At 50.0% G+C, this 23,229-nt stretch carries 22 protein-coding genes and 2 tRNA genes; 11 read left to right on the plus strand and 13 right to left on the minus strand.

The features are described 5' to 3' along the window. From BN3003_RS19025 to BN3003_RS00545, 4 genes are all read left to right on the plus strand, one after another. Positions 1 to 231: hypothetical protein (locus BN3003_RS19025; protein WP_058304793.1), on the plus strand; the 231-nt coding region annotated here is incomplete at its 5' end. A 712-nt stretch (positions 232 to 943) separates the two neighbouring features. After that, complete coding sequence (locus BN3003_RS00535) at positions 944 to 1,906, plus strand: DNA/RNA non-specific endonuclease (RefSeq protein WP_058304794.1); 963 nt, start codon at positions 944 to 946, stop codon at positions 1,904 to 1,906. A 21-nt stretch (positions 1,907 to 1,927) separates the two neighbouring features. Then, positions 1,928 to 2,179 (plus strand): hypothetical protein, encoded by a 252-nt coding sequence (locus BN3003_RS00540; RefSeq protein WP_058304795.1) that lies wholly within the window; start codon positions 1,928 to 1,930, stop codon positions 2,177 to 2,179. 141 nt (positions 2,180 to 2,320) lie between these two features. Continuing rightward, positions 2,321 to 2,761, plus strand: coding sequence for a hypothetical protein (locus BN3003_RS00545; protein WP_058304796.1), 441 nt, complete (start codon positions 2,321 to 2,323; stop codon positions 2,759 to 2,761). A gap of 97 nt (positions 2,762 to 2,858) precedes the next feature. Here BN3003_RS00545 and BN3003_RS00550 read toward each other — a convergent pair whose 3' ends face one another. The 4 genes from BN3003_RS00550 to ribF all read right to left on the minus strand — a co-directional run bounded on the left by BN3003_RS00550 (position 2,859) and on the right by ribF (position 8,032). Then, positions 2,859 to 3,617 (minus strand): phosphodiester glycosidase family protein, encoded by a 759-nt coding sequence (locus BN3003_RS00550; protein WP_108721465.1) that lies wholly within the window; start codon positions 3,615 to 3,617, stop codon positions 2,859 to 2,861. Between the two features lie 55 nt (positions 3,618 to 3,672). Beyond that, positions 3,673 to 4,167, minus strand: coding sequence for an SMI1/KNR4 family protein (locus BN3003_RS00555; protein ID WP_058304797.1), 495 nt, complete (start codon positions 4,165 to 4,167; stop codon positions 3,673 to 3,675). 95 nt (positions 4,168 to 4,262) lie between these two features. Next, positions 4,263 to 7,052: an isoleucine--tRNA ligase gene (gene ileS / locus BN3003_RS00560; protein WP_058304798.1), complete on the minus strand. Its 2,790-nt coding sequence runs from the start codon at positions 7,050 to 7,052 to the stop codon at positions 4,263 to 4,265. A gap of 47 nt (positions 7,053 to 7,099) precedes the next feature. After that, complete coding sequence (gene ribF / locus BN3003_RS00565) at positions 7,100 to 8,032, minus strand: bifunctional riboflavin kinase/FAD synthetase (protein ID WP_058304799.1); 933 nt, start codon at positions 8,030 to 8,032, stop codon at positions 7,100 to 7,102. A 239-nt stretch (positions 8,033 to 8,271) separates the two neighbouring features. On the opposite strand from ribF, the gene BN3003_RS00570 reads away from it, so the two are divergent. Both BN3003_RS00570 and ubiD read left to right on the plus strand, forming a co-directional pair. Then, positions 8,272 to 9,018, plus strand: coding sequence for an amino acid ABC transporter permease (locus tag BN3003_RS00570; protein WP_108721466.1), 747 nt, complete (start codon positions 8,272 to 8,274; stop codon positions 9,016 to 9,018). A gap of 97 nt (positions 9,019 to 9,115) precedes the next feature. Beyond that, complete coding sequence (gene ubiD, locus BN3003_RS00575; RefSeq protein ID WP_058304801.1) at positions 9,116 to 10,591, plus strand: 4-hydroxy-3-polyprenylbenzoate decarboxylase; 1,476 nt, start codon at positions 9,116 to 9,118, stop codon at positions 10,589 to 10,591. Positions 10,592 to 10,655: 64 nt separating this feature from the next. On the opposite strand, the gene BN3003_RS18720 is transcribed toward ubiD, so the two are convergent. Beyond that, the gene (locus BN3003_RS18720; protein ID WP_147645281.1) at positions 10,656 to 10,850 is read right to left on the minus strand and encodes a hypothetical protein; all 195 of its coding nucleotides are present in this window, start codon (positions 10,848 to 10,850) and stop codon (positions 10,656 to 10,658) included. Positions 10,851 to 10,877: 27 nt separating this feature from the next. On the opposite strand from BN3003_RS18720, the gene BN3003_RS00580 reads away from it, so the two are divergent. From BN3003_RS00580 to ettA, 3 genes are all read left to right on the plus strand, one after another. Next, positions 10,878 to 12,065, plus strand: coding sequence for an extracellular solute-binding protein (locus BN3003_RS00580; RefSeq protein WP_058304802.1), 1,188 nt, complete (start codon positions 10,878 to 10,880; stop codon positions 12,063 to 12,065). A gap of 192 nt (positions 12,066 to 12,257) precedes the next feature. Next, complete coding sequence (locus BN3003_RS00585; RefSeq protein ID WP_058304803.1) at positions 12,258 to 12,557, plus strand: hypothetical protein; 300 nt, start codon at positions 12,258 to 12,260, stop codon at positions 12,555 to 12,557. A gap of 297 nt (positions 12,558 to 12,854) precedes the next feature. Continuing rightward, a complete protein-coding gene (ettA, locus tag BN3003_RS00590; RefSeq protein WP_058304804.1) occupies positions 12,855 to 14,522 on the plus strand; it encodes an energy-dependent translational throttle protein EttA in 1,668 nt (555 codons plus the stop codon). Positions 14,523 to 14,617: 95 nt separating this feature from the next. Here ettA and BN3003_RS00595 read toward each other — a convergent pair whose 3' ends face one another. From BN3003_RS00595 to BN3003_RS00605, 3 genes are all read right to left on the minus strand, one after another. Next, on the minus strand, positions 14,618 to 15,145 hold the full coding sequence (locus tag BN3003_RS00595) for a hypothetical protein (protein ID WP_058304805.1): 528 nt from the start codon (positions 15,143 to 15,145) through the stop codon (positions 14,618 to 14,620). 147 nt (positions 15,146 to 15,292) lie between these two features. After that, positions 15,293 to 15,367: transfer RNA gene (locus BN3003_RS00600), tRNA-Glu, on the minus strand. A gap of 11 nt (positions 15,368 to 15,378) precedes the next feature. Beyond that, positions 15,379 to 15,455: transfer RNA gene (locus BN3003_RS00605), tRNA-Arg, on the minus strand. Positions 15,456 to 15,587: 132 nt separating this feature from the next. On the opposite strand from BN3003_RS00605, the gene BN3003_RS00610 reads away from it, so the two are divergent. Beyond that, complete coding sequence (locus tag BN3003_RS00610) at positions 15,588 to 16,955, plus strand: 3'-5' exonuclease (protein ID WP_058304806.1); 1,368 nt, start codon at positions 15,588 to 15,590, stop codon at positions 16,953 to 16,955. Positions 16,956 to 17,701: 746 nt separating this feature from the next. Here the strand turns inward: BN3003_RS00610 and htpX are convergent. From htpX to BN3003_RS00635, 5 genes are all read right to left on the minus strand, one after another. Next, entirely contained in the window at positions 17,702 to 18,556 is an 855-nt protein-coding gene (htpX, locus tag BN3003_RS00615; protein WP_058304807.1) for a protease HtpX, read from the minus strand. Between the two features lie 471 nt (positions 18,557 to 19,027). Next, the gene (locus BN3003_RS00620; RefSeq protein ID WP_058304808.1) at positions 19,028 to 20,287 is read right to left on the minus strand and encodes a glutamate-5-semialdehyde dehydrogenase; all 1,260 of its coding nucleotides are present in this window, start codon (positions 20,285 to 20,287) and stop codon (positions 19,028 to 19,030) included. Between the two features lie 14 nt (positions 20,288 to 20,301). Further along, positions 20,302 to 21,120: a YwqG family protein gene (locus tag BN3003_RS00625; RefSeq protein WP_058304809.1), complete on the minus strand. Its 819-nt coding sequence runs from the start codon at positions 21,118 to 21,120 to the stop codon at positions 20,302 to 20,304. A gap of 25 nt (positions 21,121 to 21,145) precedes the next feature. Further along, complete coding sequence (locus tag BN3003_RS00630) at positions 21,146 to 21,706, minus strand: DNA-deoxyinosine glycosylase (RefSeq protein ID WP_082625475.1); 561 nt, start codon at positions 21,704 to 21,706, stop codon at positions 21,146 to 21,148. Continuing rightward, positions 21,685 to 22,500 carry a PPK2 family polyphosphate kinase gene (locus BN3003_RS00635; protein WP_058304811.1) on the minus strand — a complete coding sequence of 272 codons (816 nt, stop codon included), beginning with the start codon at positions 22,498 to 22,500 and terminating at the stop codon, positions 21,685 to 21,687. Before BN3003_RS00635 ends, BN3003_RS00630 begins: the two co-directional genes overlap by 22 nt. 83 nt (positions 22,501 to 22,583) lie before the next feature. On the opposite strand from BN3003_RS00635, the gene purN reads away from it, so the two are divergent. Beyond that, positions 22,584 to 23,216 carry a phosphoribosylglycinamide formyltransferase gene (gene purN / locus BN3003_RS00640; protein WP_058304812.1) on the plus strand — a complete coding sequence of 211 codons (633 nt, stop codon included), beginning with the start codon at positions 22,584 to 22,586 and terminating at the stop codon, positions 23,214 to 23,216. Positions 23,217 to 23,229: the final 13 nt, after the last annotated feature.

Genomic DNA, 23,229 nt, shown 5'->3' on the forward strand with positions numbered 1-23,229 from the left:
ATAACTTCTGGTCTGCTTCTCAAAAGAAAAGAACGAGAAATGATTAATATCATATCTTGTCTTTACTTCTTTAGCAGTGTGAGGCTTTTCGCACTCACACTTATCGGTAATCTGTTTTTAAAGAGCTATGCTACGACACTCAAAGAACCAACCGAAGCGGCTGTTTCGTTGCTGTGTCAGCAGCGAAGAAGCCGAATCTTACGCACATTCCCCATAGCCGTCAACACCTAAAGGCAAAAAGATTAAAGGAATTTGACCACATATCTGATTTACAAAGGATTTTAAGGAGAAAGAATTTTAGAAAGCAAACGGACAACACCAAAACATTCGCGGCAACACGGAAGAAATACCCAAAATATGAGGCAATATATTAGGGGAAATGTGAAATTAAAAGCCTGACACCAAGCAGATAAGTACAAAACTGATGCTGAATGCCACTTACAAGACCAGCAGTAATTCATCTTAAATACCAGAAGCAACCTGTCTCAGCTTGATACAAATGAAGGCATAAGCGGCCTGTAAATCCCTAAAATTGATTTACAGGCCGCATCTCGATGTTTCACACATATATAGATATTCAGTTGCACATACAGAATACATACCAAACATCTATAACGATTCTCTCACCCATGTATCACTATAAGCGGCCTGTAAATGCGGTTATCTCATTTACAGGCCGCTTATAGTGAACATCTCCTAGCTCAAAGCCAGATGCTCATCCTCAATAGTCAAGTCAGTTACCCTTAATTATAGATATATAGAGCTGAATACTTCTCTTTAAAAACGCCACCACTCATTACAGGCCACCCGTAAACACCCAAACTCCGCCCGCTCTTATTTCCCAAGCTGGCATTAAGGCGCTAGAATCACTGTGTCATATATTGTCATATTAAATATTTGCAGCCTGTCTTTTTCTTATTGCTTTATATCTTAAGTCGTGTGCATGAAATTAAAATCTTATTTATCCATAGGCACTTTGCTTGCCATCAGTCTTAACCTCAGTGCGTGTTTGGAGCGCCCTAAAACCACTGAAACACAGAAGCCATCCAGCTCGTTAGAAGGTTTATTGGATGGTTTATCGCCCAAAACCAGTCACAAAGACTGTGCGCCGGCGGTGATGATGGAAGGTGTGCCGCCACAAATCAAGCAAGAGGCGTTGAACAAAAACAGCCAAAACCTGTGTTTTGAGGAATTTGCCTTGAAACATTCGGCCACATCGAAAGGGCCACTGTGGGTAGCGGAATATTTAACCCCTGAAAAAGTGGCCGCCAAAGTGAAACGCCAAGGTGAATTTCATGCGGAGGAACGCTTGCCGGCAGGACAACGCGCCGAATTGAACGATTATCGTGGCAGCGGCTACGACCGTGGCCATTTGGCGCCCAGTGGCAATATGAGCACCAAGTCGGCGCAGCAAGACAGTTTTTCACTCGCCAATATGGTGCCGCAAAATCCTAAGAACAACCAACAAACGTGGCGCAATATTGAAGAAGCAGTGCGCGAAATCGTTGAAAGCAGCAATGAACCGGTGTATTTGGTCACTGGCGTGGCATTTTTGAATGCCAAAATCGCCACCATCGGTACCAATAAGGTATTGGTGCCCAGCCATTTGTACAAAGCGCTGTACCAACCGGTCAGCGGCGTTATCAGTGCGTATTGGCTGGCCAATACCGCCACTGCTCAGCCGGAAATCATCAGTGTGTGCGAATTGGAACAAAAAACCGGCGTGAATGTGTTTCCGATGCTCAGCAAAGGCGAGCGCCGTTTAAACTATGCTTTGCCCACCACGGCGGCGCAAGTGGACAAAAACGGCAGTGTTGCCAATTTGGGTCGCGACAGCGTGACCGCTTGCAGCAACAAACTTTCTGCTGCGGAAGCAAACAAATTGTCGGTATCATTTGCCCATTAATCTAAGCCCTAAGGAGATGGCATGACTTTTTCCGCGTTTGCCGATGACAGCAGTTCTTACACCTTGGCCAATCTGACCTTGGAAAACAATGGCGATTCTGTGTCGATTTATGGCGACATCCAAATCGCACGCGATGCGCAAGGCTTGCAGCAATTATTGGAGCTGCAACACATCATCAACCAAGCGGTAGCGACCTTACAGGCCGATGCCCAGTTGCCGGAGCAATTGGCTGCCGCGCCAGTGAATGAAATCGACAATCCATTCTTGTCTTAATTGACGCACTACACACAAGCGGCCTGTAAGCTCAAATGGTTTACAGGCCGCTTTTCTGTGGTGCTCACGCTTTTCATTGCACAAGCAAACACTCTATACTTAACCCTACAACGACAACACAGCGCACACGGAGGAACCAGCATGAAAACCCTGATTGTGGCCATCAGCATGGTCTTATGCAGCAACGCAGTAATGGCAGCGCCGTATGTGGTCAGTGCTGAGCCAGCCAATACCCATTACAGCGGCGCCGATGTCGATGAAACCATATACCTCAAAGACCCGAGCATGAATGTGAAGGTGTTTTCCTACAGCGGTGGCGACCCGGCCATCAATGGTGCGTATGTGAATTTGGCCGCTTACGACGATGAAAACCGCACTTGGAATGTGTTCCCATTAAAAAACGTGCTCGACTACAAAGTCTTGCCCAGCGCCAAAGCGGGTTTTGCCAAAATCGCCTTGGTCACCCAAGATTTGGACAGAAATGGCGGCGTGTATTCCTACAAATCCACGCTGTTCATCAATTTGCGCAACGCCGACCGCGCTGGCGGCACTATCGAAGTTGAGGAAATCCGGCAGAAATAAGGCTGTGCTGCCTTGGTCGGAGCCATCAACACAGACATCTGCTTCATTGTCTCATAGTCATATTCAAGCGGCCTGTAAACCTGTTACAGGCCGCATCTCAATGAGCACACCGCTCAGTTGACACCACCGCCAGCATTGGGCCTAGCAAATGGCGCATGTCTTCTCTGTTCGTTTGTGGCAAATACATGCTGGAAATCGAGCCATCCAAATACAAGGCTTGTTCGGTTTTTAAACGCTCTTGGAACACTTGCGCAAATTGGTAAAAACTCACCGGTTTTTGACTGATGGCGAAATACAAAGTCTTGCCTTTGATGCCGACGCCATTGCGGATTTTCAAGGAGGAGGCATGAGGCAAAAACTGCGGATTGATGCGTTGGTTGATGACCAACATCGGCCCAGATTGGGTGGCATACGTGGCCGGCACATGCGTTCTGGCATAATCTGCCGTGCTTAAAATCCAAGCCTGTTCCTGATTCCAAGCCAACACGCCGTTGGGCTGCATGAAAAAATTGCCAAAACCACGGTCGGTATTCAATGGTGTAAACTGTTTGCCTTGCGCCACATACAGGCCGACTGGTTGGTAATTCGCATGAAACATGCCCGCATTCATGCCAAACTGCATGCGTTCACACGCAGGCAACTCCCCACGCACCGCCGCAAACGATTGGTAAGCATGGCCGCCGTCATTGTTCAAAAACAGACGCAATTCGGCCAAGTTGTCTACTTTGATGACGTCTATCGCCACGCCATTGCTGGCAAGTACGGTGTGCGTGGCCAACTCTGCCGCATGACATGCGCTCAAAGCTGTGCTCAAACCCAGCACCAACACCAGCCATTGCCATCGCTGTTTCATCATGTTTGCCACCTTTATGCTTGGATTGTTTGAGCATCATGACTGAATATGGGTATGTTCACAAACTCGCCACGCCATCACTGGCCACCACCACCAACACCCACGCCTCAAACGTGCGCCAATTCGCAATCTCGGCATACTCATCCACAGGCGCGGCATGGTCGTAGACATCAAAATTGGCTTCATCCGTACGGGCCAAATTAAAGCCCATCCAATCGCCCATGCTTTGGTGCACGCCCACCATCACATATTCATCAGCCATGTGTATGTCTTCATGGGCCAAATGTTCTGCCAACAAGTGCTGGGCTTGCCGCAATTCGGCCGCTCCATACAGACAGAACAGACCTTGCCGTGGGTATTGCAGGAAAAACTCGCCCACACCGATTTGGCGGATGAATTCATAATACGCAGCCGGCAAGCGCATGTCTGTGGCTTCCATGATGTCGGCCAACTCGGTTTCACTGAGGGTACGCACATCAAAACGCTGCTGTGCGGTATCGCTGCTTATCCAATGCTGCAAGGTGTGCAGCGCCCGTTGATATTCTGTTGCCATGGTATGGTTTCCATAAAGATGTTTCATCTTACCAAAATCAATAAAAAAGCGGCCTGTAAAAACTTACAGGCCGCTTGTTCTAGTTTGCAATGCGCTTAAGCCAACAAACGCTCTTCGCCTTTGCCTTCGATATTGTCTATGCAACGCGCGCACAAACATGGGTGGGCGGCATTGCTGCCCACGTCTGGCAGGTAATGCCAGCAGCGTTCGCATTTTTCGCCTTCGGCTTTGTCAACAACGATGCTCAAGGTTTCGCCTTCGCTGACGCTGACTTTTGACACCATCAACACAAAGCGCAATTCTTCGCCCAAGGCACGCAAGTAGCCATAGGTTGGCTCAGGCGCAACAATGCTGACCGCCGCTTGCCATGATGAACCCACGACATCGGCCGCACGTTTGGTTTCGATTTCCTTGTTCACCGCTTCGCGCACTTCACGCACCGCTTGCCATTTTTTCGCCAATTCGGCTTCCACCGCTTCAGGCATGGCTGGGAATTCGTGCAAAGTGTGATACAGCACTGAGTCTTCGGTGCCACCGGCCAAGATTTCCCACGCCTCTTCCGCAGTGAAGCACAAGATAGGGCTGATGCCCAAAATCAAGCTGCGGGTGATGTGGTACAAGGCGGTTTGTGCGCTGCGACGGCCACGGCTGTCGGCTTTCATGGTGTAGAGGCGGTCTTTTAAGATGTCCAAATAGAACGCGCCCATCTCGTCGGCACAGAAATGCACAATGTCTTGCACCGCATAGTGGAAGGCATAGCGCGGATAATGGTCGCCGACCAAACGCTCTTGTAATTGACGCGCCAACACCACCGCATAGCGGTCGAGCGGCAACATATCGTTATAAGACACAGCATCGGTGATGGCATCAAAATCAGACAAGTTCGCCAATAAGAAGCGGATGGTATTGCGCAAACGGCGGTAGCTGTCGGTGGTGCGTTTCAAGATTTCATCGGAAATCGCCAACTCACCTGAGTAATCAGTAGACGCTACCCACAAGCGCAAGATGTCGGCACCCAATGAGTCGTTCACTTTTTGTGGCGCAATCACATTGCCGATGGATTTGGACATTTTCTGACCTTTGCCATCGACCACAAAACCATGGGTCAACAATTGGTTGTACGGCGCACGGCCAGCGGTGGCGCAAGCGGTCAACATCGACGATTGGAACCAACCGCGATGTTGGTCTGAACCTTCCAAATACAAATCGGCCGGCCATTTCAATTCTTCGCGCTGTTTCAATACCGCGAAATGGGTCGAACCTGAGTCAAACCACACGTCCAAAGTGTCGGGCAATTTGTCGTACACATCAACATCGGCCGCATCCAACAACTCGGTTTTATCGAGCTTGAACCACGCTTCTATGCCTTCTTGCTCAATGCGTTTGGCAATGATTTCGATGAATTCGGCACTCTTAGGATGCAATTCGCCAGTTTCTTTGTGGGCAAAGAAGGCCATAGGCACGCCCCAGTTGCGTTGGCGTGACACACACCAGTCTGGGCGGCCTGAAATCATCGCTTCCAAACGCGCACGGCCCCAAGCAGGGAAGAATTCGGTGTCGTCGACCGCATTCATCGCCACATCGCGCAAGACTTTGCCTTCAGTGCCAGCTTTATCCATGCTGATGAACCACTGTGCAGTGGCACGGAAAATAATTGGGGTTTTGTGGCGCCAGCAATGTGGGTAGCTGTGCTCCATTTTTTTGAACGCGAGCAAACGGCCGTTTTCTTTCAACCAGTCGATGACGATTTCATTCGCTTCCCACACGGTTTTGCCGGCCACGCGTGGCACGTCAGAACGGAAACGACCGTCGTTCATCACTGGGCAATCAATCGGCAAGCCGTATTTCAGGCCGACATTGTAGTCGTCCAAACCGTGTGCAGGCGCGGTGTGTACCATGCCCGTACCGGCATCGGCGGTAACGTGTTCACCGACGATAATCGGTACGATGCGGTCTAAGAATGGGTGTTCAACTTCCAAGTTTTCCAAGTTGATACCGACGGTTTCGCCCAAGACTTCAAAGCTTTCAAAACCGTAACGTGCTGCTGCGCCTTCAACCAAGTCTTTGGCCAACACCAGCACGCGGCCTTCGTTGCTGCGGATCAATTGGTAGACCAACTCTGGGTGCACGCTGATGGCTTGGTTGGCCGGCAAAGTCCACGGTGTGGTGGTCCAGATGACAGCCTCAACCGATTCCAATTGCTCACCAGAAAACTCAAACACTTGCGCTACCGCTTCGGCATCCAAGAATTCAAACGCCACATCCAAAGCAGGCGATACTTTGTCTTTGTATTCCACTTCCGCTTCGGCCAAGGCTGAGCCACACTCCAAACAGAAATGCACTGGTTTTTCGCCTTTGACCAAATAACCGGCTTCTTGGATTTTGCCCAAGTTGCGCACGATGTTGGCTTCGGTGCCGAAATTCATGGTTTTGTACGGATTGTCCCAATCGCCGATGATGCCCAAGCGGATAAAGTCTTTTTTCTGACGCGCGATTTGTTCTTCCGCGTATTCGCGGCACAATTGGCGGAATTTGGCGGCAGGGATTTCTTTGCCATACAGTTTTTCTACCATCAATTCAATCGGCAAACCGTGGCAGTCCCAACCTGGAACATAAGGCGCATCAAAGCCCGCCCATGTTTTGGAGCGGACGATCATGTCTTTTAAAATTTTGTTGACCGCATGACCAATGTGAATGTCACCGTTGGCATACGGCGGGCCATCGTGTAACACGAATTTAGGGCGGCCGGCCGCAATCTGACGCAATTTTTCATAGCGTTTTTGTTGACGCCACTGGTCTACCCATGCGCCCTCGCGTTTGGCAAGGTTACCGCGCATCGGAAACGGCGTGTCCAATAAATTGACGGTGGTTCGGTAATCGGTCATAACATTCTCTATCGTTGGTCTTTACTAAATTAAGCGGCCTGTAAACATCAAGCCTCGCCCCAAGCGCGTGCTTGCGACATATCTACATGTATTTGGTGTTGCAATGCTTCTAAACTGTCAAACTTCCATTCATCGCGCAATTTGTGTTTGAACGCGACCTGTATGCGTTGGCCGTACAGCGATTCGTGCCAATCAAACAAATGCACTTCACACTTTTGATTGCGGCTGTCGGTGACGGTAGGGTTCAAACCAAAACTGGCCACACCGCGGCGTTTGCCAAAGCTGCCCATCACTTCTACCACATACACGCCACTGAGGGGAAACAATAATGGCGGCAGATGCACATTGGCAGTCGGACAACCGAGCGTGCGCCCCAGCTTGGCACCGTGTTTCACATGGCCAGAAAGCACATACGGATGGCCTAACAAACGCTCGGCCAAACCCAAATCGCCTTGGCTTAAGGCCTCGCGTATCACCGTACTGGAAGCGCGGGTGTTTTCCACCATGATGCTGGAGGTATTTTCGGTCACAAACGCCGTTTGTTCTTTGAGCAGTGCAAAATTGCCTTGGCGTTTGGCGCCAAAACAAAAATCATCGCCTATCAGCAAATACTTCACATTCAATTGCCCTATCAACACCTCGTCGATAAAGCTTTGCGCCGGTATCCCTGCAAATTCGCTGTTAAAACGGCGCACATTCACCCCTTTGATATGGGGATGAATCTTGGAAATCAAACGCATTTTGTCGCGCATAGGGCTTAAACGCGGCGGCAATTCTTTGCCCATTAAGCGTGAAAAATACTCTTTTGGTTGCGGTTCAAACACCATCACCACCGCGGGCAAACCGCGGGCGTCGGCCTCGTGTTGTAAGCGCGCCAATATGTGTTGGTGCCCCAAATGCACCCCATCAAAGTTGCCGATTGTCAGCGCACAACCATTCGGGAAATGGCTTGCATCGGTTTGACCCAACCAAATTTGCATATTAATACAGTATCTTTACACTGATAAAACGTTATATTTTAAACGCTATGTGCGTTTGCAGCTAGTATAAGAATGCACTGTATTAGTGCACAGCACAATAATCTATCGCTAAAATCGGTGGCATCATGCATCGCTTTGTCTTAAACTTCGCCCTACATTAACGTTTCATGTGGCTAAATTGACAAATCACACACAGTTGTAGCCTATTGGTACACATCCCTATCTGTTGGAGTATATATATGGATTTTCGCTTTGATATTATCTACGAATATCGCGAAATGTTTTGGACGGGTGCCAAATACACTTTGGGTCTGACCGCATTTGCAGTTGCCGTAGGTACGGTTTTGGGTTTAATCGGTGCCTTATGCCGTCTGGCCAACTTTGAAAAAGGCAATATTGTGTTGCGCAGCTTGGGTTGGATTTTGCGCAATGTCTCCCTGCTGTACGTCACCCTCTTTCGCGGCACGCCGCTGTTCGTACAAATCTTCATTTGGCACTTTATTTGGTCGGTGGCCTTAATCAACCCTGCCGATGGCTGGATTATTTCTGGCGATTTGGCGCGTGAATTGCGCAAAGAATACGGCGCTTTGATTGCCGGTGCTTTGGCCTTGTCTGCCAATGCCGGTGCTTACATCACCGAGATTTTCCGTGCAGGTATTCAATCGATAGACAAAGGCCAAGTCGAGGCTGCGCGTTCTTTGGGTTTGACTTACCCGCAAGCAATGCGCCATGTGATTTTGCCGCAAGCCACCCGCCGCATGTTGCCACCGTTTGGCAATGAATTCATCACCTTATTGAAAGACAGCTCGTTGGTGTCTGCCATTGGCGTGGCCGAATTGGCTTACGTGGCGCGCACGGTTTCAGGCCGCTTTTCGATTTACGAAGAACCTTACTATGCCATTGCCTTGATTTACTTGGTGATGACCATCGGTTTGGCTGCTTTGTTCTCATGGCTGGAAAAACGCTACCGCATCGGCGGCCGTTAATCCCCTGCTATTGTTCACGCACAAGCCCGACTCAGTTCGGGCTTGTTTGTTTTTGTGCCATAATGCCTGCCATGATTAAGCGGCCTGTAAAGACACCATGAAATATGCTGACCTGCGCGACTTCATCGCCCAATTGGAATCCCAACAAAAACTCAAACGCATCGCCCACCCCGTGTCACCGCATTTGGAAATGACCGACATTGCCGACCGCGTATTGCGTGCCGAAGGCCCGGCCTTGCTGTTTGAGAACCCCACCACCAACGGCAGCCGTTACGACTTCCCCGTATTGGCCAATTTGTTTGGCACCACCGAACGCGTGGCCATGGGCATGGGCGCGAAAGACTTGCGCGAGTTGCGCGAAATCGGCCAAACCTTGGCTTATTTGAAAGAACCTGAGCCACCCAAAGGCATCAAAGACGCGTTTTCCAAGCTGCCACTGTTAAAAGACATTTGGTCTATGGCGCCGCACGTGGTCAAAAAAGCGCCGGTACACGACATCGTGATTGAAGGCGACGATGTCGATTTGTCCATCTTGCCAATACAGCATTGCTGGCCAGGCGACGTGGCCCCGTTGATTACCTGGGGCTTGACCGTCACCCGTGGCCCGCACAAAAAACGCCAAAACTTGGGCATTTACCGCCAACAAGTGATAGGCAAAAACAAAGTCATCATGCGCTGGCTCGCCCACCGTGGTGGGGCTTTGGATTTCCAAGCACACAAACAGGCCAACCCCAGCCAGCCTTACCCTGTGTCTGTGGTGTTAGGCTGCGATCCAGCCACCATCTTGGGCGCGGTCACCCCTGTGCCCGATACCTTGAGCGAATACCAATTCGCGGGCTTGCTGCGCGGCTCACGCACCGAATTGGTGAAATGCATAGGCAATGATTTGCAAGTGCCTGCGCGCGCCGAAATCGTGCTCGAAGGTGTGATTTATCCCGATGAAACCGCGTTGGAAGGCCCATATGGCGACCACACCGGTTATTACAATGAGCAAGACCACTTTCCTGTGTTCACGGTGGAGCGCATCACCATGCGCCAAAACGCCATTTACCACAGCACCTATACGGGCAAACCAATAGACGAGCCGGCGGTATTGGGCGTGGCCTTGAATGAGGTGTTTGTGCCGCTGTTGCAAAAGCAATTCCCTGAAATCGTCGATTTCTATTTGCCGCCAGAAGGCTGTTCTTACCGCATGGCGGTGGTGAGCATGAGGAAACAGTATGCCGGCCATGCCAAGCGTGTGATGATGGGTTGCTGGAGCTTCTTGCGCCAATTCATGTACACCAAATTCATCATCGTCGTTGATGAAGATGTGGATGTGCGCGATTGGAAAGAGGTGATTTGGGCGATTACCACGCGCATGGACCCGGTGCGCGACACGGTATTGGTGGAAAACACGCCGATTGATTACTTGGATTTTGCCAGCCCCGTTTCCGGCTTGGGCGGCAAAATGGGCATGGACGCCACCAACAAATGGCCGGGTGAAACCAACCGTGAATGGGGCGTGGTCATCAGCAAAGACGCAGAAGTGAGTCGCCGCGTAGATGCCATGTGGTCGGAGCTAGGCTTGTAAGCCCTTCATTTAGCGCCACAATGCGGCCTGTAAACCTTGATTCAATCGGTTTACAGGCCGCTTATCATTTATGCTCAATCTTAGCTTTCGTGTTTCTCACCACAAAACTCATCAAAAATAGATATTGCGCATGACGCATGCGGATTAAATACGTTTTAATGTTGACAGCCTCAGGTTTATCTTTTGATTCAGCAGTATGAGTATTTCCGTTATAATCGGCGCGGATTGTGCCCACCACGGGTGGGTGTAACGCTTTCATTTAATTCGACAGGGAAAGATAACCTATATGAAAAAATTGCTCTTTGCTCAAGTTGTCACGTTGGCTCTGCTAACTGCATGTGGCGGAGGTAACACCCAAACTCAAACTTCAAGTGAAACCAAAGCCGATACCAGTGCAAGCAACACAACTGCCGCAGCCAGCAATACCCAAGCAGGTGCTGATTTACCACAAACTCAAGAGTTGAACATCTACAACTGGTCTAACTATGTGGACGAATCGACTGTAGAAGAATTCCGCAAACAATATTCGTTAAAAGTGAATTACGATTTGTATGAAAACAATGAGGCTTTGGAAGCCAAGGTGTTGACAGGCAAATCAGGCTACGATTTGGTGGTACCGGGCATCGCCTTCTTGCCACGTCAAATCAAAGCCGGCGCTTACCAAAAAGTGCACAAAGAGTTGATTCCGAATTACAAAAACATCGATCCAAAATTGCTGAAATTATTGGAACAAGTCGATCCAGGCAACGAATACGCCGTGCCTTATTTCTCAGGCTTGAACACTTTGGCCATCAACAAAGACAAAGTCAAAGCCGCTTTGGGCACCGACAAGCTGCCTGAAAACGAATGGGACTTGGTATTCAAACCAGAATACACCAGCAAATTGAAATCTTGTGGCATCAGCCTGTGGGATTCACCAAGTGAAATCTTCCCATTGGTGGTGAAATACATAGGTAAAAACCCTGCCGATTCTAATTTAGACGACTTAAAAGCCGCGGCAGACGTGTTGAAAAAAGTCCGTCCTGACATCAAACGCTTCAGCCCATCGTTCATCGATGAATTGGCGCGTGGCGACATCTGTGTGGCAGTCGGCAACGGCGGCGACATGAACATGTCGAAAAAACGTGCTGAAGAAGTGAAAAACGGCGTCAACATCGAAGTCTTGACCCCTAAAGGCATGGGTTTCTGGGTGGAATCTTGGTTGATTCCTGCCGATGCGAAAAACATCGTCAACGCCCACAAATACATGGACTGGACGTTGAAACCTGACATCGCTGCCCGCAACGCCGCTGAAGTCACCTTCGCACCAGCGAGTTTGCCAGCACGCGAATTGATGGACAAAAAACTGGTGGAAACCCGTTCGATTTTCCCGAACGACGCCGATGTGGCCGCAGGCTTCTTAATGCCTGAATTGAGCCCAGATGCGAAGAAATTGACCGTGCGCTTGTGGCAAGAATTGCGCAGCGGTTCTTAAATCCTGCATGCGTTAATCAAGTGTCGCAACAGCCCAAATGCTCAGGCATTTGGGCTGTTTTGTTGACAGGCCACTTGTTATCGTGCCGCTCCGCCCTCTGTTAAGACGGGTTCAAATGCGTAAATGGCGAAACTCAGGTGAATTTGGGGCAGTCCTACTGTATATTTTTAATCACCCGTTTTAGGAATGGCAATGAAAACAAGTATTTTATTCGGCAGTGTTTTGTTGGGCAGCATGGCATTGGCACAAGCAGACAATATTCCTTCCGACAGCAATGCCCGCATCCAAGAAGAGCGCACCGTCGTTCGCCAAGTCACCACCCAAACCGGCGACATGCCGGCGCAAATGACCACCACCAGTCAATCCACTGCTCGTGAAGTCAGCATCGACCCTGCGCCCAATTTCACCATAGACGGTCAACCGGCTTACGAAATCAAAGAAGTGATTACCACCACGCCGGTACAAGTAGACACACAGACCATTACTGAATAAAGGGTGTTAAACATAGAAATGTTAAGCACACGATAAAGTTTACAGGCCGCTATTAATGCGACCTGTAAGTCTTTTTAACGACTTCACCAACACGTTTTCAAGCTTAGGCTGTACAGCATGCGCTTTTAAGCCATGCACACTCACCATCAGTCGCCAGTGGTCATGTCTCCCACCAACACCCAAACAAAGCCGATATCCAGCACAGATCCCGTCCCAGCGCAAAAACCCTGCTCATGCCACTGGTAAGTGTGGCGCAATTGGGTACAATAGCCGTTTTTATTCCAACGAGACGACAACATGAGCCAATACGTATTTTCCATGCTGCGCGTGAGCAAAGTGGTGCCGCCGCAAAAACAAATCATCAAAGACATTTCCCTGTCTTTCTTCCCCGGTGCCAAAATTGGCTTATTGGGTTTGAATGGTTCGGGTAAATCAACGGTGTTGCGCATCATGGCGGGCGTGGACAAAGAGTTTGAAGGCGAAGCCATCCCCATGTCTGGCATCAACATCGGCTATTTGCCGCAAGAACCAGAATTAGACCCAAACAAAACCGTGCGTGAAGAAGTGGAAAGCGGTTTGGGCGCGGTGGCCGATGCACAAAAACGCTTGGACGAAGTGTATGCCGCTTATGCCGACCCCGATGCCGATTTCGATGCCTTGGCCGAAGAACAGGGTCGCTTGGAAGCGATTTTGGCCGCAGGTTCGGGCGACAATGTTGAACACCAATTGGAAATTGCCGCCGATGCGCTGCGTTTACCGGATTGGGATGCCAAAATTGAACACCTGTCGGGTGGTGAAAAACGCCGTGTGGCCTTGTGCAAATTGTTGTTGTCTAAGCCTGACATGTTGTTGTTAGACGAGCCGACCAACCACTTGGATGCCGAATCAGTAGAATGGCTGGAGCAATTCTTGGTGCGCTTCCCTGGCACGGTGGTGGCGGTAACGCATGACCGCTATTTCCTCGACAATGCCGCCGAATGGATTTTGGAACTGGACCGTGGCCACGGCATTCCTTGGAAAGGCAATTACTCATCGTGGTTGGAACAAAAAGAAAACCGCTTGGCGACTGAGTCTAAACAAGAAGCCGCGCGCATCAAATCGATGAAACAAGAGTTGGAATGGGTACGCCAAAACGCCAAAGGCCGCCAAGCCAAGTCCAAAGCGCGTATTGCCCGTTTTGAAGAAATGTCGAGCTACGAATACCAAAAACGCAATGAAACCCAAGAAATCTTTATCCCAACTGCCGAGCGTTTGGGCAATGAAGTGATAGAGTTCACCAATGTGACCAAGTCTTTTGGCGACCGCGTGTTAATCGACGACTTGAGCTTCAAGATTCCCGCTGGTGCCATCGTCGGCATCATCGGCCCGAATGGCGCGGGTAAATCGACTTTGTTCAAAATGATTACCGGCAAAGAAACGCCTGATACCGGCACTGTCAGCATCGGTCAAACCGTGCAATTGTCTTATGTCGACCAAAGCCGTGGCAATTTGGGCAATGACAAAACCGTGTTCGACGAAATCGCCGACGGCCGCGACATCTTGCAAGTGGGCAAATTTGAAACCCCTGCCCGCGCTTACTTGGGCCGCTTTAACTTCAAAGGCGCTGACCAAAGCAAAATCGTCGGTCAATTGTCTGGTGGTGAACGTGGTCGTTTGCATTTGGCCAAAACGCTGATTTCAGGCGGCAATGTGTTGCTGCTGGACGAACCATCCAACGACTTGGACGTGGAAACCTTGCGAGCCTTGGAAGACGCATTGTTGGAGTTTGCTGGTTCAGTGATGGTGATTTCGCATGACCGCTGGTTCTTAGACCGCATTGCCACCCACATCTTGGCCGCCGAAGGCGATTCTAAATGGGTGTTCTTCGATGGTAACTACCAAGAATACGAAGCCGACAAAAAACGTCGCTTGGGTGAAGAAGGTGCCAAACCAAAACGCATCCGCTACAAACCTGTAACACGTTAAACCTGTTCTTGCCCATCACCGATGGGCAAAGCTTAAAAAAGCGGCCTGTAACTGTTTACAGGCCGCTTTTTAGATTACTGTGCCACACATCAGGCTTATTTGCCCAACCATTTCACTTTGTCTTCGTCTTTCATGTTCGGCAATTGCGCGGTCATGGCTTTGTCGACATCACAATTACCAGCTACCACACCCACACCCACGCCAGCGCTGCCATCTGGGTTTTTACCGGTCACCAAACGGCTCAAACCTTGAGCCTTGGCGGTTTTCACATCGGCTGGAGAGGCCAAATTTTGTGTCCAAGTAATGTGACGGCCACTGGTCGAGAATTCATTGTATTTTGGATTGGTAGTGCGCAACATCAATGGCGATTGGATGTCTTGGTGCACCACTTGCACGCCGGCCACAACATTGTCTTTGATGCCGTACATGGCCAATACTTTGCCTTCCTTACATTTGTAAGCCACTTCAGCATAAGAATCAAACTTCACATTGGTTTGCACTGGTGTGGTCGCTTGCTCAGTAGCTTGTGCGGAAGGTTTTTTATCGCCACCGCTGGAAGCACATGCAGTCAAAGTCATTGCCACCAAAGCGCTTACTGCCCATTTCGTCATGTTTACTTGCATATTGTCATCCTACTTAAGCCTGAAAAAGTGGGGTCAGAGTATCACGCTTGGGTATAAGTTCCAAGTTAAGACGTGCAAAAATCACCACAGTATTGATGCGACACACAGACATGAAAAAAGCCAGCTACAAGAGCTGGCTTTTAATGTTGGTACGCCCACGGGGAATCGAACCCCGGTTGCCGCCGTGAAAGGGCAGTGTCCTAACCGCTAGACGATGAGCGCGTCTGTTTCAGTGGTGCACCCGGAGCGATTCGAACGCCCGACCCTCTGGTTCGTAGCCAGATACTCTATCCAACTGAGCTACGGGTGCATCTGAAAGAGAAGCGTATTATAGGAAGTGACTGGCTATGCGTCAAGCTCTTTTTATAAAAATATGCATAAAATTCGATATGCACCTGATTTTAGCGCTAAAATAGCGTGTTTTTGTTTTTGGCCGCGTCCCATGTTACGCTCTGACGATTTACACATCTTGCAGCAACAATTTGATTTTTTAAACACCCCCATCGTCATAGTAGATACCGAGGCCACGGGCGGCAATCTGTATTTGGACAGATTAACCGAAATTGCCTTGGTTCGTTTCGATAAAAACGGCATCACCACTTATCAGCAATTGATCAATCCCGAACACGGCATCAGTGCCTTTATTGAAGACTTAACCGGCATCAGCAATGAGATGGTGGCCGATGCGCCCCGCTTTGCCGACATTGCCGATGAATTGGCACTGTTGTTACAAGATGCAATCTTGGTGGCGCACAACAGCCGTTTTGATTACCAGTTCTTGCGTTTGGCCTTTAAGCGTTGCGGGCGCAACTTAAGCATGTTGCAACTGTGCACGGTGAAATTGTCGCGCCAACTCTATCCGCAATTCTTCAAACACAACCTCGACAGCATCATTGAACGCTTCGACATCCATTTGCCACAACGCCACCGCGCCATGGCCGATGTGGCGGCTTTGACCCAGTTTTTAAGCCATGCCAGTCATGAAAAAGCCGAGCAATGGCAAACGGCGCTGCGCAAACACGTCAATCCGGGTCTGTTTCCACAATGGCTGTCACATGGTTTGCGCAAGCAAATCAAAGCCTTGCCCGATGAATACGGCGTGGTGTTAATTTGGCATGCTGGCAGCAGCGAGCCCAAGGTGCGCGTGTGCGAACACATGTTCCAAGACATGTGCCAGAAATTTCAAGCCAAGCAAGCGCAAGACTGGTTTGCCAGCATAGAACGCATCCAAGGCATCAGCGCCATCGGCCCCATCGATGCCGCCATCACCGCCAGTCGCTACCACCACGCGCAAAAGAATGCGTTTTACACCATCGCTTTTGTCGCCAATGAGCGCCACCAGATGCAAGCGAAAATTCGCCCTTTGGCCAGTGAACATGCCGACACGCCGCCGTTTGGCGTGTTTGCCCACCCCAAAGCGGCCAAAAAAGCCTTATTGGAATGGGCACGCAAACATGGTTTCTGCCCCAAACAATTGGACATCTTGCCGCAAACCTTGGCCCACGATGCCAGTTGTCCCATCCAATTGAGCAAGCAATGCCACGGCTTGTGTCCGCACCTCAGTGCCGAAGCCGCCATTGAGCAAGGGCTGCAAGCGTTTGCACATGAATTGCCCATAGCTGGTTGGCAAAGTAAATGGTCACACCACATCAGCGAAACCGACCCTGTCACCGGCATGAGCAAGCAGTGGACACTGTCACGCTCAGCGGTGCAATGCGAAGACGGCTCATGGCTGTGGGATGCGGCGGTGTTCCAAGCCTTAAAAGACAGCTTGCGCAAACCCAAGAGCGTGCATGTGCTCAGTGCTTAAACACGTTGTAAATGAGCAATACAAGCGGCCTGTAAACTCTAAAAGACATCCGTCCTAGGCTTACAGGCCGCTTATCAATAATCTTGTGAATACACCTACCAACTGGCCATCAGTTGTTCAATATTTGTACTGACTCCTCACCCATCCAACACGTGAACTGTACTCATGCCGGTATCTCCATCAAGAGTGGTAACAAGCTATAAAAAGCGGCCTGTAAGTTTACAGGCCGCTTATATCAATAAGCTCACATCGTTTTATCAGCCATCCATCAGCCTCACTGCTCCAACACTGTTCCCAAACACCACTAAAACACGTCACTAATGGATTGCACTGACATCCCATCTATCAATCGCAGCAGCAAAATAAAAGTGACCTGTCACTTACAGGCCGCACTTATCAATAGCCACAGTGTATCATTTCTCGCCCTTCCATCAGTCCCTCTGCTCCAATGTTTTTACCAAACACATTCAACACGCTGGCGATGAACTGCGCTAATAGCGTAACCCATCAACAACAGTAACAGCATATCAAAAGCGGCCTGTAAGTTTACAGGCCGCTTAAATCAATAGGCTCAACGCATTGCTTGCACAAAAACCATCAGCACCACTTCTCCAAACACAGCCAAAACACGCGACCAATGAATGAGCATTAACATCTCTATCCATCAACAACAGCAAGCACATACAAAAAAGCGGCCTGTAATTTACAGGCCGCTGATTGCTGTATTCACACGCAACAAGACTTGGTTACTGTTTTTGTAAAGCCGCGATGCGGTTGTCCAAGGTCGGGTGGGTGCTTAACAAAGAGTCTTTTTCACCACCGGCGATGCCCATTGCATTCATCTCTTTCGGCAAAGTGCTTTCGCCATTGCCTTTTAAGCGTTGCAAAGCGGCAATCATTTTTTGTGGGCCAACCAGCTTGGCCGCGCCGGCATCGGCACGGTATTCGCGTTGGCGGCTGAACCACATCACCACGAAGCTGGCCAAGAAGCCGAACAAGAGTTGCAATACCATGCTCACCAAGAAGAAGGTGCCACTGCTTTCCGCTCCCTCTTCGTCGGAGTTATTGCCGGCCACCATATTGGCGATTAAGCGCGACAAGAACACCACAAACGTGTTCACCACGCCTTGGATCAAGGTCAAAGTCACCATGTCGCCATTGGCCACGTGCGACATCTCGTGTGCCAATACCGCTTCCACTTCTTCGCGCGTCATGCCGTTTAACAAACCGGTACTGACCGCCACCAAAGAATTGTTTTTGCTCGGACCGGTGGCAAACGCATTTTCTTCAGGCGCATCGTAAATCGCCACTTCAGGGCGTTTCAAACCCAATTGGCGCGCTTGGTTGTCGACGGTATTCAATAACCATGCTTCGGTTTCATTGCGAGGCTGTTCAATCACATAAGCGCCGGTCGATTTTTTCGCCATCCATTTGGACATCATTAAAGACATGATGGAGCCGGTAAAGCCCACCACCGCCGAGAAGGCCAATAAACCCATCAAATTATTGGGGTTACCACTGATACCCAAAACCGACAAAATAATGCCGATGACCAGCATCACCGCCAAGTTAGTCAGAATAAAGAAAAAAATCCGCTTCATGTGTTCCCTTTTATATGTGCATTAAAGTGTGTTTTCAACATGAATAATATTAAGGCATTTTTTTCAAATTTCAGATTTTTTAAGCAATTTTACATACACATAGCAGCCGTTCAATCCTGAATGTTTAAACTATGCAGACACTCTAAGCAGCCATCTGTCCTAACTCCATCCTATCAGCGCCTGAATTCATCTATCTGCAACACAGTATTTACCATCCTAACTCACTCTGACTTTTAAGCTGACTTAGCCCTAAAATCTCCGTATGCGCTTTAAAAATACCCCGCGCAGTGTTCGGTATCAACACTGATGCAAACACTCCCACCTCACCACTACATACGGCATTGCAGCAACCCATGCGGCCTGTAAACCCAACCCTGTCTTACAGGCCGCATGGTCATCAATGCTCTAAAGCAGCCACAAAAAAAAGCCATACCGACAGGCATGGCTTGTTGATTGATATTTGTACAGAATTTAAACGCGCACTTGGCCGCTGCCCAATACAATCCATTTTTGATTGGTCAAACCTTCCAAACCTACGGGACCGCGCACATGGATTTTGTCGGTAGAAATGCCAATTTCCGCGCCCAAACCGTATTCAAAGCCATCGGCAAAACGCGTAGACGCATTGACCATCACGCTGGCCGAATCGACTTCACGCAAGAAGCGTTGGATGTCGGCATAATCGTTGGTGACGATGCTGTCGGTGTGATGGCTGCCATAGTGGTTGATGTGGGCGATGGCCTCGTCCAAACCGTCGACCACGCGCACAGACAATATCGGCGCCAAATACTCGGTAAACCAATCTTCCTCAGTCGCGGCTGCGATGTTGTTTAACACCGCCTGCGTGCGCTCACAGCCGCGCAATTCAACTTCTTTGGTGGCATAAGCGGCCTGTAAACGCGGCAACACAGTCGCTGCAATGTCTTGGTGCACCAATAAGGTTTCCATGGTATTGCAAGTACCGTAACGTGAGGTTTTGGCATTCATGGCGATGCTCACCGCCATGTCCAAATCGGCATCGCGGTTGATGAACACATGACACACGCCGTCCAAATGTTTGATGACAGGCATGCGCGCTTCCTCGGTAATGCGTTTCACCAAGCCTTTGCCACCGCGCGGGATGATCACATCAATAAACTCATTCAAAGCCAACATTGCGCCCACTGCGGCGCGGTCGGTGGTTTCAAACAAACGCACACACGCTTCTGGCAAACCGGTTTCACGCAAAGCTTGGTAAATGACTTTGGCGATGGCTTGGTTGCTGTGGAACGATTCTGAACCACCGCGCAGCAAACAGGCATTGCCTGATTTCAAGCACAATACCGCCGCATCTATGGTCACATTCGGGCGCGATTCGTAAATCATGCCGACCACGCCCAAAGGCGCGCGCATTTTGCCCAGTTTCAAACCATTGGGCAGGATTTTAAAATCGTCCATTTCACCCACAGGATCGGCCAAAGCCGCTACTTGGCGCACGCCCTCGGCCATTTGCGCGATGGATTTGGCTGAAATGCGCAAGCGATCTACCATCGCCGCATCCAAGCCATTCGCTGCCGCCGCGGCCGTGTCTTGGTCATTGGCAGCCAAAATATTGTCTTGCTCTGCCTCTAACAATTCGGCCATGCGCAATAAAGCCTGATTTTTTTGCGCGTTTGTCGCTGCCGCCAACACCCGAGATGCGGCTCTGGCATCTTCACCGTATTGACGCACCAGCGCTACCACATCGGTCATGTTCTACCCTTTATCTAAAAACATTGCATCACGCACCAACAGCGCTCAAAACGCTGTTGGTGCAAATCTTGTTTGCGTATCCAAAAATACAGCACGCCACAATCCCCCCACATCATGCCACATTCTTTGTCGTTGCTGTCCAATTGCAACAGCAAAACCCACTCATTCGGGGTGCCATCGGCTTCAAAGAATTGCTTGGCCATGCGCGTACACAAGCGCTCCATACCGTCTTGTAAATTGGTGGAATGCCCAAGCAGCTGGTTATAGCGGCCTGAATTCATCTCATACACATGCTCTTCCAACTCACCCAAAGCCATCCACTGTTTGCGCGTCATGCCCACTTTCGGCCATGCCAAGCTGCTTTCATCGGGAAACGTGGTTTGCGGCTGAAACGAGGTGGCTGCGCTCAAAAACTGGTTTTCTGAGGCCAAGTTTTCCGGCGGCTCGGCGGGATGCAGCTCGCTCACCGTGCCATCAAAATAACGCACGGCAAAATGCCAATAATCGTCTGGCACATCGCCCCAATGCTCGTTAACCGCATCGTAAAAGAAATACAGCCAGCCACTTGCGGGCAATTGCGCCTCGCTGTCCATGGCATGGATGTCGGCCACATTGATTTGGGCAATAAAGGCCAAAGGTTTGCCATGTGCATGGGGCCAGTCTATGCTCACGGGCAAATCCGGCATGCCGCCGATTTTGCTGTCGCCCACAGCCAGCGTTTGTTGGGTTTCCAGCTTGATTTTAATGGCTGCGCGCAAGGTGGGCAGCAAATGCGTCCACAACTCTGTCAAACCGAATGCCTCAAACAAACTGGCCATTTCTGCTTTATCCACGCGCCACCCCTTTCATTCCGCTGCTTCAGTGATTAAGAAATACCCCGTCCCACGCCTGCTGCCATTGCTGTTTTTTCAGTGCATATGCCATGGTGTGAGCAGGACTGCTCGATGGCAAGGTCAGCGTGTGTATGTCAATTTGAGCGGCCTGTAAACTTCGCAAACCCCATTTGGCCGCCTGCCCTCCATTAAACCACACTTGCGCTATGCTCGGATGCTCGCGCAACATGGCAGCAATGTCGCGAATCTCGGCCGCGCGTATGGCACTGTCCAAACTGCCTTGCCGCTGTGCTTGCGCCACCACATCCCATATCACCACTGGCAACAACTGCACTTGCTGTATTTTGTCGGCATATGGCAAGCTTTGCAAATCCACACCACTGATTTCGCTCAACAAACGCCAAAATTGATTGCGTGGATGGGCATAATATTGCTGCACTTGCAGCGATGCTTCTCCCGGCAAGCTGCCCAATATCATGATTTTAGGCTGCTTGCCGATGATGGGCGCAAATGCCTGCTTTATTGCTACAGACTCTGCGCTGCTTGCAGGAGTAAGACCCGCCCTCACTTGATTTGTTTTGGCCATTCGGAAGTATCTACCACGGGGTATTGCGGATTCATTTGGCGCAAATGGTGTAATAAAATTTGCAGCACGATGATGTTGCGCGTGGACTTGGAATCGGCCGGCACCACATACCACGGCGCGGTAGCGGTCGAGGTTTTGCGCATCACGCGTGCGTATTGGCTTTGAAATTTGTCCCACAGTTGGCGGTCTTCCAAGTCGCTGGGGTTGAATTTCCAGTTTTTACACGGGTCATCGATGCGCTGTTGCAAACGCTCGCGTTGTTCGTCTTTGGAGATGTTTAAGAAAATTTTCACCACTTCCGTCCCGGTGTCGGTCAACATGGTTTCAAATGCCTTGATGTGTTCGATGCGCTTGGCTTCGGTATCGGCCGAAATCCATTCTTTCACCTTGGTCACCAACACATCTTCGTAATGGCTGCGGTTGAAGATGGCGATTTCACCGTTTTTCGGCACCACCATGTGCACGCGCCACAAATAATCACGCGCCAATTCGGCCTCGCTCGGGGCTTTGAATGCCTCGACGCGCACGCCCAATGGGTCGACGTTCTGAAACACATGGCGGATGGTACCGTCTTTGCCCGAGGTGTCCATGCCTTGCAAGATGATGAGCAGTTTGCGCTTGCCCTCGCCATACAAACGGTCTTGTAAGGCATCCAATTCGCTCGACAATTCTGCCGCCAATTGATTGCGGTCATTTTTGGTTTTGGGGATGTCTTTGCTGTATTTGCACGGATGGTCTTTCCACTGCCATTTTTTATCGCCATCCACCAAAAAACGTTTAATGTCAAAAGCCATTTTTTCTTTTCCTTTCGCTGTCGGCTATAATAAGCAGCTTGATGAATTTACAGGCCGCTTGAAAACGGTAGGACAGCAACGCAATGAATAAAAATGTGGTGATTTTAATCTCAGGTCGAGGCAGCAATATGCAAGCCATTGTCAACGCACACATCGCTGGCGCCGACATCAAAGCCGTCATCAGCAACCGTCCTGATGCCGCTGGTTTGGCTTGGGCTAACGAACGTGGCATCACCACTGCCGTCGTCAATCACCGCGACTTCGACAGCCGCGAAGCATTTGACGCCCAATTGCAACACACCATCGATGCTTACCAACCTGATTTGGTGGTACTTGCAGGTTTCATGCGCATTTTAACCGCGGATTTCTGTCTGCACTACCAAAATCGCCTGCTCAACATTCACCCTTCTTTACTGCCTTCTTTCAAAGGTTTACACACCCACCAAGCAGCCATCGATGCGGGCTGTAAATTGGCCGGCTGCAGCGTGCATTTTGTCACCCCAGAATTGGACCATGGCCCGATCATTTCGCAAGGCGCAGTACCGATTTTGCCCGATGACACCGCCGACAGTTTGGCCGAACGCATCTTGAGTGTGGAACACAGTTTGTACCCACAAGCCGTTGCCGACTTTGTAAATAACCGTTTACAAATTAAAGACGGCATCGTCACCAACCAACAGCCAGCTTCTGCCAGCAGTAAACTTTTGGCATTTTAAGCAGACTAATAAT

This window comes from Vitreoscilla massiliensis (assembly GCF_001457815.1).
Lineage (GTDB): Bacteria > Pseudomonadota > Gammaproteobacteria > Burkholderiales > Neisseriaceae > Vitreoscilla > Vitreoscilla massiliensis.

Bases quoted from the DNA above. Each gene is read 5' to 3' on its own strand.
- BN3003_RS00535 (WP_058304794.1), top strand. From the start codon at position 944: ATGAAATTAAAATCTTATTTATCCATAGGCACTTTGCTTGCCATCAGT.
- BN3003_RS00540 (WP_058304795.1), top strand. From the start codon at position 1,928: ATGACTTTTTCCGCGTTTGCCGATGACAGCAGTTCTTACACCTTGGCC.
- BN3003_RS00545 (WP_058304796.1), top strand. From the start codon at position 2,321: ATGAAAACCCTGATTGTGGCCATCAGCATGGTCTTATGCAGCAACGCA.
- BN3003_RS00550 (WP_108721465.1), bottom strand. From the start codon at position 3,617: ATGATGAAACAGCGATGGCAATGGCTGGTGTTGGTGCTGGGTTTGAGC.
- BN3003_RS00555 (WP_058304797.1), bottom strand. From the start codon at position 4,167: ATGGCAACAGAATATCAACGGGCGCTGCACACCTTGCAGCATTGGATA.
- ileS (WP_058304798.1), bottom strand. From the start codon at position 7,052: ATGACCGATTACCGAACCACCGTCAATTTATTGGACACGCCGTTTCCG.
- ribF (WP_058304799.1), bottom strand. From the start codon at position 8,032: ATGCAAATTTGGTTGGGTCAAACCGATGCAAGCCATTTCCCGAATGGT.
- BN3003_RS00570 (WP_108721466.1), top strand. From the start codon at position 8,272: ATGGATTTTCGCTTTGATATTATCTACGAATATCGCGAAATGTTTTGG.
- ubiD (WP_058304801.1), top strand. From the start codon at position 9,116: ATGAAATATGCTGACCTGCGCGACTTCATCGCCCAATTGGAATCCCAA.
- BN3003_RS18720 (WP_147645281.1), bottom strand. From the start codon at position 10,850: ATGAAAGCGTTACACCCACCCGTGGTGGGCACAATCCGCGCCGATTAT.
- BN3003_RS00580 (WP_058304802.1), top strand. From the start codon at position 10,878: ATGAAAAAATTGCTCTTTGCTCAAGTTGTCACGTTGGCTCTGCTAACT.
- BN3003_RS00585 (WP_058304803.1), top strand. From the start codon at position 12,258: ATGAAAACAAGTATTTTATTCGGCAGTGTTTTGTTGGGCAGCATGGCA.
- ettA (WP_058304804.1), top strand. From the start codon at position 12,855: ATGAGCCAATACGTATTTTCCATGCTGCGCGTGAGCAAAGTGGTGCCG.
- BN3003_RS00595 (WP_058304805.1), bottom strand. From the start codon at position 15,145: ATGCAAGTAAACATGACGAAATGGGCAGTAAGCGCTTTGGTGGCAATG.
- BN3003_RS00610 (WP_058304806.1), top strand. From the start codon at position 15,588: ATGTTACGCTCTGACGATTTACACATCTTGCAGCAACAATTTGATTTT.
- htpX (WP_058304807.1), bottom strand. From the start codon at position 18,556: ATGAAGCGGATTTTTTTCTTTATTCTGACTAACTTGGCGGTGATGCTG.
- BN3003_RS00620 (WP_058304808.1), bottom strand. From the start codon at position 20,287: ATGACCGATGTGGTAGCGCTGGTGCGTCAATACGGTGAAGATGCCAGA.
- BN3003_RS00630 (WP_082625475.1), bottom strand. From the start codon at position 21,706: ATGGCCAAAACAAATCAAGTGAGGGCGGGTCTTACTCCTGCAAGCAGC.
- BN3003_RS00635 (WP_058304811.1), bottom strand. From the start codon at position 22,500: ATGGCTTTTGACATTAAACGTTTTTTGGTGGATGGCGATAAAAAATGG.
- purN (WP_058304812.1), top strand. From the start codon at position 22,584: ATGAATAAAAATGTGGTGATTTTAATCTCAGGTCGAGGCAGCAATATG.